Below are 13,374 nucleotides of genomic sequence, written 5' to 3'. Positions count from 1 at the left end.
CGGCGGGCGCTACCCGGCCGCCGCGGGTTCCGGTTTCCTGCCACCGAACCAGGTCAGAGCCGCGACCACGAGCGCGGCGGCCACGATGACCGAGCTCCACACGAACAGGGTGCCGATGCTGTCGCCCGGCGCGCCGCCGGTGTACGGCACCAGCAGGATCGCCACGCCGAACACGCCGCCGATGGTCAGGCTGGTCTGCAGCAGGCCGGAGGTGATGCCGATGTCCTCGGGCGCGCTGGTGGTCAGGATGACCATGTTGACCGGCACGATCGCCAGGCCGACACCGAGGCCGAGCACGATGATCGGGCCGAGCACCCCGGCGGCGTAGCTGTCGGCGCCGTCCAGACCGGTCAGCCACAGCACACCGACCAGCACCAGCGCGAGACCGGCGAGGCCGCGCACCTTGATGTCCACCTTGGCCAGCCGGGGCGTGCCGAACTGGATCACGACCAGCAGCGCCAACCCGAACGGCAGGATGCCCAGACCCGCCTGCAGCGGCGTGAACTTGAGCGCCACCTGGAGGAACTGCACCAGGTACAGCAGGAACCCGGTCAGCACCGAGGCCAGCAGCAGCAACACGACGAACGACCCGGCGCGGGCGCGCAGCGCGAACACCCGGCCCGGCAGCAGCGGCTCGCTCGCCTTGCGGTCGACCGCGACCAGCGCGCCGATCGCGACGACACCCGCCGCCAGCGGCAGCAGCGCCCGGGTGCTGCCCCAGCCCGCCTCCGCCGCGCCGACCAGGCCGAACACCAGCAGCACGAGCGCGCCCGTGGCCAGCACGGCGCTCGGCAGGCCGAGCGAGTGGCCGCGCTTGACGTCCCCGCGCACGCCGAGGGTGCGCAGCGCGATCACCAGGATGACCAGTCCGACCGGGACGTTGACCAGCAGGCTCCAGCGCCAGTCGCCCAGGTGGGTCAGCACCGCGCCGAGGATCATGCCCGCGGCGGCGCCGAGGCCGGTGACCGTCGAGTACAGGCCGAACGCCTTGGCCTGGCGCTCCCCCTCGAACACCGTGGTCAGCAGGGCGAGCCCGGCCGGTCCGGCGAGCGCGGCGCCCGCGCCCTGCAGCGCGCGGCCGACCAGCAGCACCGGCAGGTTCGGGGCCAGGCCCGCGACCAGCGACGCGACGGTGATCAGGCCGATGCCGACCAGGAACACCCGGCGGTGGCCGATGGTGTCGCCGAGCCTGCCGCTGAACAGCAGCAGCCCACCGAAGGCGAGCAGGAACGCGTTGGGCACCCAGGACGCGGCGACCACGCCGACGCCGAGGTGGTCCTGCAGGTCGGGCAGGGCGACGGTGACGATCGTGCCGTCGAGCTGGAGCAGGAACTCCGCGCCGACGATGGCCGCCAGGATCAGCCCGAACGCGGCCGCGGCCCGGGCAGGCGCGGCGGCCGGGGGTGACGCCCCCTGGTCGGCCGCGTCGGGGCTGGTCTCGGTGCTCATCGCTTCCTCCTCATCTCCGGGCGGCGGTCGGACTAAGATGAGACCACCTCCGGTTGGTTCGCGATCAGTGAACCGGAGGCAGCCTCAGGTAGTCAAGGAGGACCATGACGGGCAGTACGGATTCCACTACGCGGGACGCCGCGACCGACGACGACGCGGCCAAGGAGGTCGCGCCCTTGATCGCGCAGCGGCCCAAGCGCGCGGACGGCAGGCGCAACTACGACGCGATCCTCGCCGCCGCCCGCACCGCCTTCGCCGAGCACGGCGCGGGCGCGTCCCTTGAGGACATCGCGGCCAAGGCGGGCGTCGCGATCGGCACCCTGTACCGGCACTTCCCGACCCGGGCCACGCTGGTCGAGGCGTCCACCCGCAACGGTCTGGAGGACCTGGTCGCGCACGCCAAGCACGTCTCGGGCACCGAGGAACCGCTGGCCGCGCTGGTCGCCTGGATGCGGCAGGCGGTGCTGCACTTCAGCACCTTCCGCGGCCTCGTCGGCATCCTCGTGCGGAGCATGTACGACGAGGGCACGCCGTCGCACGCCATGTGCGCGCAGATGCACGGCAGCGGCGCCGACCTGCTCACAGCCGCCCAGGACGCGGGCGCGATCCGCGCCGACCTGACCCCGGTCGAGCTGTTCGACCTGCTGCACGGCATCGCCTGGGTGCGGGAGACCACCGGACCGGAGCGCGACGACTCCGACCGGCTCATCGACCTGCTGGTGGGCGGCCTGACCGCCCGGTGATCGTGATCGTGCCCACGGCACGGGCGTTCCTACGATGCGGATGGGCTTTGCTTTCCCCCCGTCCGCCGGCTGAATTCACCGGTGGCAGCGCCGCCGCAGCGCTACAGGAGGTATCCACGGTCCACACGGATCGCACCAGGGGAGACGGTCGATGACGCACACCGACGGGAGCGCCCGGTTGGGTGACGCCCTGGCCAGGACGGACTCGGTGCGCGCCGCCGAGCTGGCGCTGCTGCTGGCGGCGGTGTTCGACCCGGACGCCCCCGGGCGGGTGATCGCCGTGGTCGGCGAGCCGGGCTCGGGCAAGACGCACCTGCTGGGGGTACTCGTCCGGGAGCGGCAGTGGAGCGAGCGGCCCGCGACCGTCCACCAGTGCGCGCGGCGCGGTCCCGGCACCGGTCGGGCGACCATGGACCAGGTGCGGACGCTGCTGCGGCGCGCGCGGCGGGCCGACGAGCGCGAGGTCGCGGTCGTCTCCCGGTTGCGGCCCCGGCGGTCCACCAGGGAACTGGTGGTGATCGACGACGCGCACCTCGCCGACGAGGCCACCGTCGCCGAGCTGTGCGACATGGCCGCGGGCACCACTGCCCCGCTGGCCGACGTGGTGATCGCGCTGCGCGGCAGGCAGACCCCGGCGCACCTGGACGAGGCGCTGCGGATGGCGGCGGTGTACGGCCAGGCGGTGCGCGTCGACCTGGGACCGCTGTCGGACGAGCAGCTGCTGGCCGTGTCACCGGCGCCGCTGGACGCGCGCAGGCGCAGCGCGGGCAACCCGTTCGCCCTGCTGGCCTTGCAGGCCCTCGACGAGAGCGCCCGGCTGGGCACCGACACGGCCGTGGCACCGTACGAGTTCGCGGTGCTGCGCGAGACCCGCGACCTCACCCTCAACGAGCGCGTGGTGCTGCACGCCGCCGCCGTGCTGCGGTCGCGGTTCGACCGGGACCTGCTCGCCGAGGTGGCCGAGGTCGACCCGCTGGTGGTGGCCGCGTCCGTGGAGTCGCTGGCCCGCCGGGACCTGCTGCGGCCCGACCAGGGTGATCGCCTGTCCCTGCGCGACGACGTGTTCGGCACGCTGCTGCACCGCACGATCGACCCGTGCTGGTCGGCGCGGGCGCACCAGCGGGCCATCCAGCGGCTGACCGCGCGCGGGCTGGCCGAGCGGGAACTCGGCTTCCACCTGGTGAACTCGCTGTCGCGGGCGCGCGAGGGCGAGCTGGCCAGGATCGTCGCGGCGGCGGGCGAGCTGACCTCGGGCGACATCACCTCCGCCATCTCGTGGCTGACCTCGGTGCTGACCGAGGCGCCGCTGGACAGCGAGGTCGGGGTGTCGGCCCGGCTGGCGCTCAGCGGCGCGCTGGCCCAGGTCGGCCGGGTCGCGGAGAGCCGCGAGCTGCTGTTCACCGTGCACGACGCGGGCACCGCCGACCCGGTCGAGCTGTCCCGCCAGGTCGCCGCGGTCGCGGTGGTGGAGGGCGTGCTCGGGCACGACGTGCAGGTCATGGACCTGCTGACCGAGCGATTACGCGGCACCGCCAGCACCGACCCGGGCAGGCCCGCGCTGGTGCTGGCGAACGCGTTCCGCGAGCACTTCGCGGGCTGGCGGGGCGAACCGACGCCCCTCGACGGCGCGATCGAGGCGGCCAGGGGGCACGGCGACCACCTCGTCGCCGCGGGCCTGCTGGCCATCCGCGCGCTGGAGGCGATCCCGTCCGGCCGGGTGCGGGAGGCCACCGACGACCTGACCGCAGCGGGGGAACTGGTCGACCGCGCACCCGAGCACCAACTGGCGGCGGCGCTGCCGACGGTCGTGCTCCTGTCGCTCGGCTCGCTCTACTCGGGCCGCTACCCGGAGGCCCGCCGGTACCTGGTGCGCGGTGTCGGCGTCGCCAACGCGCGGCAGCAGCAGTTCCTGCTGCCCACGCTGCACGTGCTGCTCAGCGAGGCCGAGCGGCAGCTGGGGCGGCTGCGGCCCGCGTACGACGCGGCCGACGACGCGATCATCGAGTCCGGCGGCAACAACCACCGGCACGCCCAGGCCCTGGCGCTGAAGTCGCTGGCCGAGGTGTGGCGGGAGGCGCCGGGCGACGGGCGGGCCCGGGTGCTCGCGCAGCAGGCGCTGGCCCAGCAGTCGGTGCCGTGGGGCGGGATCAACGGCTGCGCGTCGCTGGCGGCGCTGCCGCTGGCCAAGTGCGCGTGGCTCGACGGCGACGCCAAGCACTGCGTGACGCTGCTGCTCAACGAGGGTCGAGGGGTGGCGCTGCTCGGTATCCCGATCTGGCACCGGGCGGCGACCTGGGAGCTGCTGTGCGCCGCCGCGGTCGACGCGGGCATGTCGGTGGCGGAGGAGTCGGCCAACCACGCGATCAAGCACGCGCAGCGGTTCCCGTTGCCGCACAACGTCGCGTACGCCGAACTGGCCAGGGGCCACGAGCGGCGCGCCGAGCGGCTGGTGATGCGCGCGGTGCACCACTACGACCGGGCGGCGGAGTTGTTCGCCATGGCGGGCATGCAGGTCGAGCAGGCCTATGCGCTGGGCCACGCGGTCCGGCTGCTGTCCGCGACCGGGCACCGCGACGGCGCGGCGGACCGGGCGGACCTGGGGCGCGAGGTGGCCCGCCGGTGCGCGGCGCAGACGCTGCTGGCGTGGTTCACCTGCCCGGAACCGCGGGCGGTGGACGCGGCGCCGGTCGAGGTGGCCGTGCTCGGCGAGCTGACCCGGCGGGAGCGGGAGATCGCACTGCTGGTCAGTTCCGGCATGAAGCGCAAGGACATCGCGGAGGCGCTGGAGATCAGCCTGCGCACGGTCGACGTGCACCTGACCCGGATCTACCGCAAGACCGGTGTGCGCTCCCAGGTGCAGCTCGCGCTGGCCCTGACCCAGGAGACCGGTTTTTAGAACTCCTTAGGCGGAGCCACCTAGCGTCGCGCTGCACCAGTCCGCAGCTGCCGTTGGAGGCACCCGTGACCGCCCAGCACACCGAGCCCGCCGCCCGGACGTCGTTCGACGTGCCGCCGGAGACCGCGTCCGACCGGGTCGCGGGGCTCCTGGACCCCTCGGCGGTCCTGGTCCTGCGCGACCTGACGGAGAAGGTCGTCGCGTACGAGTCGAACAACCCGGACCCGACCGGCGAGACGCCGACGGAGCACGACTTCGCCACCGTCGAGCTGGAGATCTTCGCGGGCGACACGCGCATCGGGCGGACCAAGGGCGCGGGCCGGATGCTCTACAAGCAGGGGTCCGGCACCTTCCTCGCGTACTTCGGCGAGACCATCACCCTCGACGACGGCAACGTGATCCGCGCGGGCGGCCTGGTCGACGACGGCAGGCTGACCGGGGGCGAGTGGGCGTCGTTCCCGGCGACGGTCGTCGAGGGGCCGCTGGCCGGTGCCGTCGGCTACCGGACGTTCCGCCCGGTGGCGAACGAGACCCACCGGGTCTACGAGTCGGCCATCGTGCTGTACCGGGCCTGACCCATGACCATCACCCGACTCCCCCGCCGCCGCGTCGGCGCGCTGGAGGTGGGCGCCCAGGGCCTGGGTTGCCTGGGGATGTCCGACGCCTACGGCCCCGCCGACCCGGCGGAGGCGGTGCGCACCATCCACCGCGCGCTGGACCTCGGGGTGACGCTGATCGACACGGCCGACGTGTACGGGTTCGGCGCGGGCGAGGAGCTGCTGGGCAAGGCCGTGGCCGACCGCAGGGACCGCGCCGTGCTGTCGACCAAGTTCGGCGTGCAGCGGCCGGGACCCGGTGTCGGCGTGGGTGTCCGCGGCGACGCGGCCTACGTCCGCCAGTCCTGTGTGGACTCACTGCGGCGGCTCGGCGTGGACCACCTGGACCTGTTCTTCCTGACCCGGGTCGACACGTCGGTGGAGATCGAGGAGACGGTCGGGGCGCTCGCGGAGTTGGTGTGCGAGGGGTTGGTGCGGGAGATCGGCCTGTCGGAGGCGGCACCCGCGACCATCCGCCGCGCGCACGCCGCGCACCCGATCGCCGCGTTGCAGACCGAGTGGTCGCTGTGGTCGCGCGACATCGAGGTGGAGATCGCGCCGCTGGCCCGGTCGCTGGGGATCACCGTCGTGCCGTACGCGCCGCTGGGCCGGGGTTTCCTCAGCGGCGCGATCCGAACGCTGGAGTCGTTGGCCGACAACGACTTCCGCAGGCTGGCCCAGCCCAGGTTCCAGGACGGGAACCGGGAGGCGAACCTGGTCCTGGTCGACCGGTTCGCCGACCTGGCGACCCAGGCGGGCGCCACCCCGGCGCAGTGGGCCCTGGCCTGGCTGCACCACCAGGGCCCGAACGTCGTCCCCATCCCGGGCGCCCGCACCCAGGCCCACCTGGAGGAGAACGCCGACGCCGCGTTCCTCACCCTGACTCCCGCGGACCTGGCCGCGATCGACGCGATCTGGCCGCGAGGCGCCGCTGCGGGCGAGCGGTGGAACGAGCACTCGATGTCCTTCGTCAACCGCTGAGCACTCCGCGGTCCCACGAGCCCCGAATACCGAACAGCCCGCCGGGTCGCAGGCGGGCTGTTCGGTATTCGGTGTGGTTCCAGGTGTTCAAGCAGTCGTGATGGCCATCGCCGGGCAGAGGTACTGGGCCTCCTCGACGAGGTGGGCCACGTCCTCCCCGGGATCGGTGTCGAGGAGGACCACGACGCCGTCGTCGTCCTGGTCGAACACGGTCGGCGCGGCGTAGGCGCAGCGGCCCGCGCTGATGCAGCGGTCGCGGTCCAGGGTGATCTTCACGAGGTCACCACTCGACCGGGAGGGACAGCACGCGTTGGACCGTGCCCGAGCCGAGGATGGGCAGTTCCGAAACCGGCTTGGCGAGGCGCAGGGTGGGGATGCGGGTGATCAGGGCCTCGAGGGCGATCTCGATCTGCAGGCGGGCCAGGTTCTGACCCAGGCACTGGTGGATGCCGAAGCCGAAGGTGAGGTGGTGGGTGTCGGGGCGGCCGATGTCGAAGGTGTGCGGGTCGGCGTGGTTGGCCTCGTCGCGGTTGGCGATGGTGCCGGAGACCAGCACGCCCTCACCCGCCTTGATCGTGTGGCCGCCGATCTCGATGTCACCCTTGGCCACCCGGGTCGCGACCAGGTCCGTGGTGGCCACGTACCGCAGGATCTCCTCGATGGCCCGGGGCAGCCCCGAGATGTCCGCCTGGAGCCGCGCCCACTGGTCCGGGTGCTCCAGCAGCGTGATGAGCCCCAGCGCCAGGGAGGACGAGGTGGTTTCGTGGGCGGCGATGAGCAGCACCAGCGCGATCGAGACGAGTTCGTCGTGGTTCATCTCGCCGGTCTGCACCCGCTCGCGCACCAGGGTGCCGAGCAGGCCGTCGGTGGGGTTCGCGATCTGGTCGTGCGTCAGCCGGTCGAGGTAGTCGACCAGCGCCTGGCCGCCCGCCACGGAGTCCTCCTCCGTGCCGAGCATGACCCGCCCGCTGGCCTCCTGGAAGAAGTCGTGGTCGGCGTAGGGGACGCCGAGGTGCTTGCAGATGATCAGCGACGGCAGCGGGACCGCCAGGGCCGGGATCAGGTCGGCGGGTGGGCCCTGGTCCAGGATGTCGTCCACGTACCCCTTGACGACCTCCTCGATGTCCTTGCGCATGGTGCGCGCGGACCGGAGGCTGAAGTGCGGGTTGAGGAACCGGCGGTAGGTGTCGTGCACCGGCGGGTCCATCGCGATCAGCGCCAGGTTCCGCGCGATGCCGGAGCGGAACCTGGGAGCCACGATCGGGAAGTTCGGGTGCGTGCGCTGGGAACTGAGGTTCGGGTGCGTCAGGATCTCCCGGGCCTCCTGGAACCCGGTGATCATCCACGCCTCCCGCCCGTCGAAGAGGGTGACCTTGAGGACGGGCCCCTGCTCCTCGACCGCCGCGTAGCCTTCCGGCGGCTGGTAAGGGCAGGTGCGCTTCTGCGGGTACGGCGGAGCAGCGGTCATGGTGGGAAAGGTATTTTCCGGGATTCGACTGGGCAAGGATCGTTTAGCCGGGCTTCAGAACCGATTGTGCCTGGCGCAGCACGGTTCCGGGCACGGCGGCGACCAGGTCCTTTGTGTACTGGTGGCGCGGTTCGGCGAGGACGGCGGTGGCGGACCCGGACTCGACGACGGCGCCGTCGCGCATCACCAGGACCCGGTCGGCGATGTGGTGCACGACACCGAGGTCGTGGGAGATGAACACGTACGCCACCCCGAGACGCCGCTGCGCGTCCACGAGGACGTCGAGCACCTGGGCCTGGATCGACACGTCGAGCGCGGACACCGGCTCGTCGCACACGATCACCGCCGGGTCGGCGGCCAGCGCGCGGGCGATGGCCAGCCGCTGCCGCTGCCCGCCGGACAGCTCCCGCGCCGGTCGGTCCACCTGGGACTCGGCGAGGCCGACCAGGCGCAGCAGCTCCGCGACCCGCTCGGGGTCGGGGTTCGCCTCGGTGACGATCTGCCTGCCGGTGTAGCGCGGGTCGAAGGACGCCAGCGGGTCCTGGTAGATCATCTGGATCCGGCGCCGCGCGGCCCGGCGCTCGGCGCCCGCGCGGGCCGACCACGGCACGCCGTCGAACTCGACCGCGCCGGAGTCCGGTGCCACGAGGCCCAGCAGCATCCGGCCGACGGTGGACTTGCCCGAGCCGGACTCGCCGACGATGCCCAGGGTCTCCCCCGCGCGCACGGTGAACGACACCCCGGCCGCCGCGGTGATCGGCGGCCGTCCCCGGACCCGGTACCGCTTCACCACGTCGGTGACGGTGATCAGTTCCCGGCCCGGCACGCGCCGGTCGGGTTGATCCAGTGCCGGGATGGTGCCGGAGAGGCCGCGTCCGCGCCGCTCGGCGGTCGGTACGGCGTTGAGCAGCGCGCGCGTGTACGGGTGCCGGGGGTTGGTGAGGACGTCTGCCGGCACGCCGTGCTCGACGACCGCGCCGTCCTTCATCACGTGCACGTAGTCGGCGAGGTCGGCCACCACGGCGAGGTCGTGGCTGATCAGCAGCAACGCCGTGCCCGCGGCCGCCTTCGCGCGCAGCAGGCCGAGCACCTGCTTCTGGACCGTGGCGTCGAGAGCGGTCGTGGGTTCGTCGGCGATGAGCAATTCCGGGCGGGCGGCGAGCGCGGTCGCGATGAGCGCGCGCTGCCGCAGACCGCCGGAGAGTTGGTGCGACCACTGCCGTTCCCGCACCTCGGGCTCGGGCACACCGGCGTCGGCCAGCAGCCGCAACACCTCCGGCCGCACCCGGTCCACGATCCGGTGTTCGCGCAGGGGTTCCGCGACCTCGGCGCCGACGCGGCGCAGCGGGTCCAGCGACCCGAGCGCGTCCTGGGCGACCAGCCCGACGCGCCGCCCGCGCAGGCCGCGCCACTGGCGTTCGCCGAGAGACCGCAGGTCCAGCCCGTCGAAAGCCAGCTCGTCCGCCTCGACGACCGCGCCGCGACCGCACAAGCCGAGCAGGCTGCGGGCCGTGACGCTCTTGCCCGAGCCGGACTCGCCGACCAGCGCGACCACCTGGCCGCGCTCGACGTCGAACGACACCCCGCGCACGGCGGGCCGTCCGCCGAACGCGACGACCAGGTCGCGGACGCGTACCAGGGGGCTCACACGGTCCTCCGCTCGAATCGGGCCTGCAGGTGCTGGCCCAGCACGGTGACGGCCAGCACGGTCAACGTGATCGCGACGCCGGGGAACACCGTGGGCCACCACGCGACGGACGCCAGGTCCCGGCCGGCGGCGAGCATCGCGCCCCACTCGGCGGTGGGCGGTTTCGGGCCGAGACCGACGAAGCTCAGCGACGAGGACGCCACGATCATCGCGCCCAGGCTCACGGTCGCCAGCGCGAACACCGGCCCCACCGCGTTCGGCACGACGTGCACGAGCACCACGCGCGGACCCGGGTGCCCGAGCCCGTGCGCGGCCTCCACGTACGTCGAGGCCCGCACCCGCAGCACCTCCGCCCGCACGACCCGGGCGAACCCGGGCACGGTGCCGACGGCGAGGCCGATGGTGGCGGTGAACCCGCTCGCGCCCATCACGGCCGCGACGAGGAACACCAGCAGCAGACCGGGCACGGCGAGCACGACGTCGAGCAGTCGGCTGATGATCTCGTCGCCCCACCGCCCGGTCTGCGCGGCCAGCGTGCCGATGACGATCCCGCCGAGCAGCGCGAGCCCGGTGGCGCCGAGTCCGATGAGGACGGACGCGCCCGCGCCGTGCGCGACCCGGGCGAACAGGTCGCGGCCGTTCTGGTCGGTGCCGAACCAGTGGTCCCAGTCCGGCGGCCGCAGCGTCGCGCCGAGGTCGGCGTGGTTCGGGTCGACGCCGGTCAGCAGCCCGGGCGCGAGCGCGGCGATGGCGACGACCGCGAGGACGACGAGCGCGGCGGCGATCCCGGCCCTGGGGATCCGCACGCGGCGGACCGGGGTCGGTGTGTCGAGCGCGGTGACCACTAGTGCTCCCTCGTCCGCGGGTCCAGCAGCCAGGCCGCGGCGTCGACGAGCGCGTTGACCACGACGAACACCGTGGCCGCCAACAGCACGACACCGATCACCAGCGGCATGTCCTTGTTCTGCACCGCGGACAGCAGCAGCCTGCCGACGCCCTGCCGGGAGAACACGATCTCGATGATCACCGCGCCGCCGATGAGCGACCCGGTGATCCAGCCCAGCAGCGAGGTCACCGGCAGCGCGGCGTGCCGCAGCACGTGCCGCGCGCGCAGCGCCACCTCGCTGATGCCCCGGGCCCGGGCGGCGAGCACGAACGGCTCGTCGAGCGTGCGCAGCAGACCTTCCCGCAGCACGCGGGTCACCACGGCGACCGGGTGCGCGGCCAGCGCGATGGCGGGCAGCACCAGGCCGGAGAAGTCGCTGGAGCCGATGGCGGGGAACCAGTGCAGCGAGAAGGAGAACACGCCCAGCAGCACCAATCCGAGCCAGAATGGCGGCACGGCGACGATGAGCCCTTCGACGCCGGAGAACAGCGACCGCGCCCAGCGGCGCCTGCCCGCGCCGATCACCGCGAGCACGACCGAGGCGACCACGGTCAGCACGAGCGTCGCGGCGACCAGTTCCAGTGTGCGGGGCAGCTGCGTGCCGATGGCGTCCCAGACGGGTCGGCGCAGCACGAAGCTGGTGCCGAAGTCGCCGGTGGCCAGTTTGCCGAGGTAGGCGAAGAACTGGGTGAACAGCGAATCGTCCAGCCGGTACTCGGCGATCACCTGGGCCCGCACGGCCGGACTGGCCTGGGTGCGGGCCAGCAGCACGTCGGTGGTGGAGCCGGGCATGGCCTGGATGAGGAAGAAGGTGGCGGTGGCCGCGCCGACCAGGACGCCGACGGCGCCCAGCAGCCGCACGGCCACCACTCGCAGGACCCGAACCGCGGCGGGGGAAACCCGCCGCGGCTCGGACTTGATCGCCAACGAGGTCACTGGGACAGCCAGATCTGGTGGAAGTCGGGCGCGCCGTCGGCGAGGAAGGCGACCGAGTTGACCCGGCTGGTGGCGCCGAAGGTGGTGCGGTCGTCGTAGATCGGGAAGACCGCGGCGTCGTCGGTGATCTTGCGCTGCGCGTCGGCGTACGCCTTGAACTGCGACTCCTGGTCGGCCGCCTCGAGGGCGCGGGCGAAGTCGGCCTGCACCGCGGGGGCGGTGTAGCGGGCCATGTTGTTGGCGATGCCGCGCTCGGGCGTCGGGATGTTCTCCGCGCCGAGCAGGACCTGGAGCACCTGCGGGCCGGGGGCGGCGAAGTTGGTGTCGATCAGGTCGTAGTCGCCCTTGAGCAGCCGGTCGACGAAGGTGCCGCCGTCGAGGTTCTCCTCCACGGTCTCGATGCCGATCTCCTTGGCGCCTGCCTGCACCTGGGTGGCCAGGTCGGTCACGCCCGCGTCGGACCACATGTGCCGGACCGTGAGGCGCTTGCCGTCCTTGGTGCGGTAGCCCTGGCTGTCCTTGGTGGCGTAGCCCGCGCCGTCGAGCAGCCGGTTGGCCTCGGCCACGTCGAAGCGGTACTGCGACTCCAGCGACGCGTCGTAGCCGGGGGTGGTGGGGGTGAGGACGCCCTTGGCCGGGCCGTAGACACCGAAGTAGACGTTCTCGGTGATGCGCGGCCAGTCGATGCCCAGGCGGAAGGCGGTGCGCACCTTCCGGTCGGCGAACGGGCCGGACGCGGTGTTGGGCCAGTAGCTGAACGGGATGCCCGGGTACGGGGTGGAGTGCAGCACGAACCCGTTGGTGGAGCCGAGTTCGCGGGCGTTGGTCGGCGAGACGTTCGCGATGGCGTCGACCTGGCCGCTGGTCAGCGCGCCGTAGCGGGCGCCCGCGTCCGGGGCGATCTGGATCTCGATGGCGTCCAGCCAGGCCGCGCCGTCGTTCTCCGCGCCCTCCGGCGGCCAGGCGTAGTCCGGGTTGCGGGTGTAGGAGATGCCCTTCTGCGACGCGAAGCCCTCGGCGCTGCGGAACGGGCCGGTGCCGATCACGGTGGCGCAGCGGGCGGCCGGGTCGCCGGTGAGCGTGGCGGGCGACTGGATGCCGAGGTTGGGGGTGGCCAGCGCGGAGAGGAAGGTGGAGTCGGGGTGCTTGAGGCGGATCTCGACGGTGTGCTCGTCGACGACGGTCGACTTGTCGTAGGCGGAGATCAGGCTCGCGGCGAGCAGCGACTTGGTGGCGGGGTTGACCACGCGGTCGAGGTTGGCCTTGACCGCGGCGGCGTCGAACACCGCGCCGTCGGCGAACTTCACGTTCTTGCGGAGGGTGAAGGTGTAGGCCAGCCGGTCTGTCGAGACCCGCCACTCGGTGGCCAGCCACGGCGCGATGCGCCCACCGCCGCCCTGGTTGACCAGCGAGTCCACCAGCGGGCGGGCCAGGAATCTGCTGGCCGCCGTGGGGCTCTGCTGGGGGTCCAGGCACTCCGGTTCATCCGCGACCGCGACCCGCAGCGTGCCGCCCCGCACGGGTGCGCCGCTGGGCCCCGCCGCCTCCGTCGTCCCGCCGCAGGACGCCACCGTGCCCAGCAGCAGCGTACCCACTATCGCCTTTGTAGACCGCGACCTCATACCTCTTCCTCACCTGCTATTTCGACGCCCCGCAGACCGCGGAGCGGGCACACCGTGGCGAACGGCGCTAAAGCGACGCTGAACGCGTCCACTGGCTGGATCAAGAGCTGGTTGCGCAGCTCAGAGCGCCGCGCGGTCCGGGGTGGACG

Annotated in this window: 11 protein-coding genes; 4 read left to right on the top strand and 7 right to left on the bottom strand. The window is 73.0% G+C overall.

All coding sequences use genetic code 11. The annotated features are described in order from the left end of the window. Positions 1 to 9: 9 nt before the first annotated feature. Positions 10 to 1,449, bottom strand: coding sequence for an MFS transporter (locus tag V5P93_RS16525; RefSeq protein ID WP_104476597.1), 1,440 nt, complete (start codon positions 1,447 to 1,449; stop codon positions 10 to 12). 104 nt (positions 1,450 to 1,553) lie between these two features. On the opposite strand from V5P93_RS16525, the gene V5P93_RS16520 reads away from it, so the two are divergent. The 4 genes from V5P93_RS16520 to V5P93_RS16505 all read left to right on the top strand — a co-directional run bounded on the left by V5P93_RS16520 (position 1,554) and on the right by V5P93_RS16505 (position 6,665). Beyond that, positions 1,554 to 2,192, top strand: coding sequence for a TetR/AcrR family transcriptional regulator (locus tag V5P93_RS16520; protein WP_104476595.1), 639 nt, complete (start codon positions 1,554 to 1,556; stop codon positions 2,190 to 2,192). 151 nt (positions 2,193 to 2,343) lie between these two features. Beyond that, on the top strand, positions 2,344 to 5,088 hold the full coding sequence (locus V5P93_RS16515; RefSeq protein WP_104476593.1) for a LuxR C-terminal-related transcriptional regulator: 2,745 nt from the start codon (positions 2,344 to 2,346) through the stop codon (positions 5,086 to 5,088). A gap of 65 nt (positions 5,089 to 5,153) precedes the next feature. Further along, positions 5,154 to 5,663: a hypothetical protein gene (locus V5P93_RS16510; RefSeq protein ID WP_219823883.1), complete on the top strand. Its 510-nt coding sequence runs from the start codon at positions 5,154 to 5,156 to the stop codon at positions 5,661 to 5,663. Between the two features lie 3 nt (positions 5,664 to 5,666). After that, complete coding sequence (locus tag V5P93_RS16505) at positions 5,667 to 6,665, top strand: aldo/keto reductase (protein ID WP_104476591.1); 999 nt, start codon at positions 5,667 to 5,669, stop codon at positions 6,663 to 6,665. An 87-nt stretch (positions 6,666 to 6,752) separates the two neighbouring features. Here V5P93_RS16505 and V5P93_RS16500 read toward each other — a convergent pair whose 3' ends face one another. The 6 genes from V5P93_RS16500 to V5P93_RS16475 are packed head-to-tail and all read right to left on the bottom strand — an operon-like array spanning position 6,753 to position 13,198. Continuing rightward, a complete protein-coding gene (locus V5P93_RS16500) occupies positions 6,753 to 6,941 on the bottom strand; it encodes a ferredoxin (protein ID WP_104476589.1) in 189 nt (62 codons plus the stop codon). 4 nt (positions 6,942 to 6,945) lie between these two features. Then, complete coding sequence (locus V5P93_RS16495) at positions 6,946 to 8,133, bottom strand: cytochrome P450 (RefSeq protein WP_104476587.1); 1,188 nt, start codon at positions 8,131 to 8,133, stop codon at positions 6,946 to 6,948. Between the two features lie 43 nt (positions 8,134 to 8,176). Then, on the bottom strand, positions 8,177 to 9,781 hold the full coding sequence (locus V5P93_RS16490) for an ABC transporter ATP-binding protein (RefSeq protein ID WP_104476585.1): 1,605 nt from the start codon (positions 9,779 to 9,781) through the stop codon (positions 8,177 to 8,179). Further along, a complete protein-coding gene (locus V5P93_RS16485; RefSeq protein WP_245930994.1) occupies positions 9,778 to 10,626 on the bottom strand; it encodes an ABC transporter permease in 849 nt (282 codons plus the stop codon). Before V5P93_RS16485 ends, V5P93_RS16490 begins: the two co-directional genes overlap by 4 nt. Next, positions 10,626 to 11,603 (bottom strand): ABC transporter permease, encoded by a 978-nt coding sequence (locus tag V5P93_RS16480; protein ID WP_245930992.1) that lies wholly within the window; start codon positions 11,601 to 11,603, stop codon positions 10,626 to 10,628. Before V5P93_RS16480 ends, V5P93_RS16485 begins: the two co-directional genes overlap by 1 nt. After that, a complete protein-coding gene (locus V5P93_RS16475; RefSeq protein WP_219823882.1) occupies positions 11,600 to 13,198 on the bottom strand; it encodes an ABC transporter substrate-binding protein in 1,599 nt (532 codons plus the stop codon). Before V5P93_RS16475 ends, V5P93_RS16480 begins: the two co-directional genes overlap by 4 nt. Positions 13,199 to 13,374: the final 176 nt, after the last annotated feature.

The sequence above is a fragment of the Actinokineospora auranticolor genome (genome assembly GCF_041897805.1).
Classification (GTDB): Bacteria; Actinomycetota; Actinomycetes; order Mycobacteriales; family Pseudonocardiaceae; genus Actinokineospora; species Actinokineospora auranticolor.
This window is presented reverse-complemented; position numbering and strand designations above follow the sequence as displayed.

Bases quoted from the DNA above. Each gene is read 5' to 3' on its own strand.
- V5P93_RS16525 (WP_104476597.1), bottom strand. From the start codon at position 1,449: ATGAGCACCGAGACCAGCCCCGACGCGGCCGACCAGGGGGCGTCACCC.
- V5P93_RS16495 (WP_104476587.1), bottom strand. From the start codon at position 8,133: ATGACCGCTGCTCCGCCGTACCCGCAGAAGCGCACCTGCCCTTACCAG.
- V5P93_RS16520 (WP_104476595.1), top strand. From the start codon at position 1,554: ATGACGGGCAGTACGGATTCCACTACGCGGGACGCCGCGACCGACGAC.
- V5P93_RS16505 (WP_104476591.1), top strand. From the start codon at position 5,667: ATGACCATCACCCGACTCCCCCGCCGCCGCGTCGGCGCGCTGGAGGTG.
- V5P93_RS16515 (WP_104476593.1), top strand. From the start codon at position 2,344: ATGACGCACACCGACGGGAGCGCCCGGTTGGGTGACGCCCTGGCCAGG.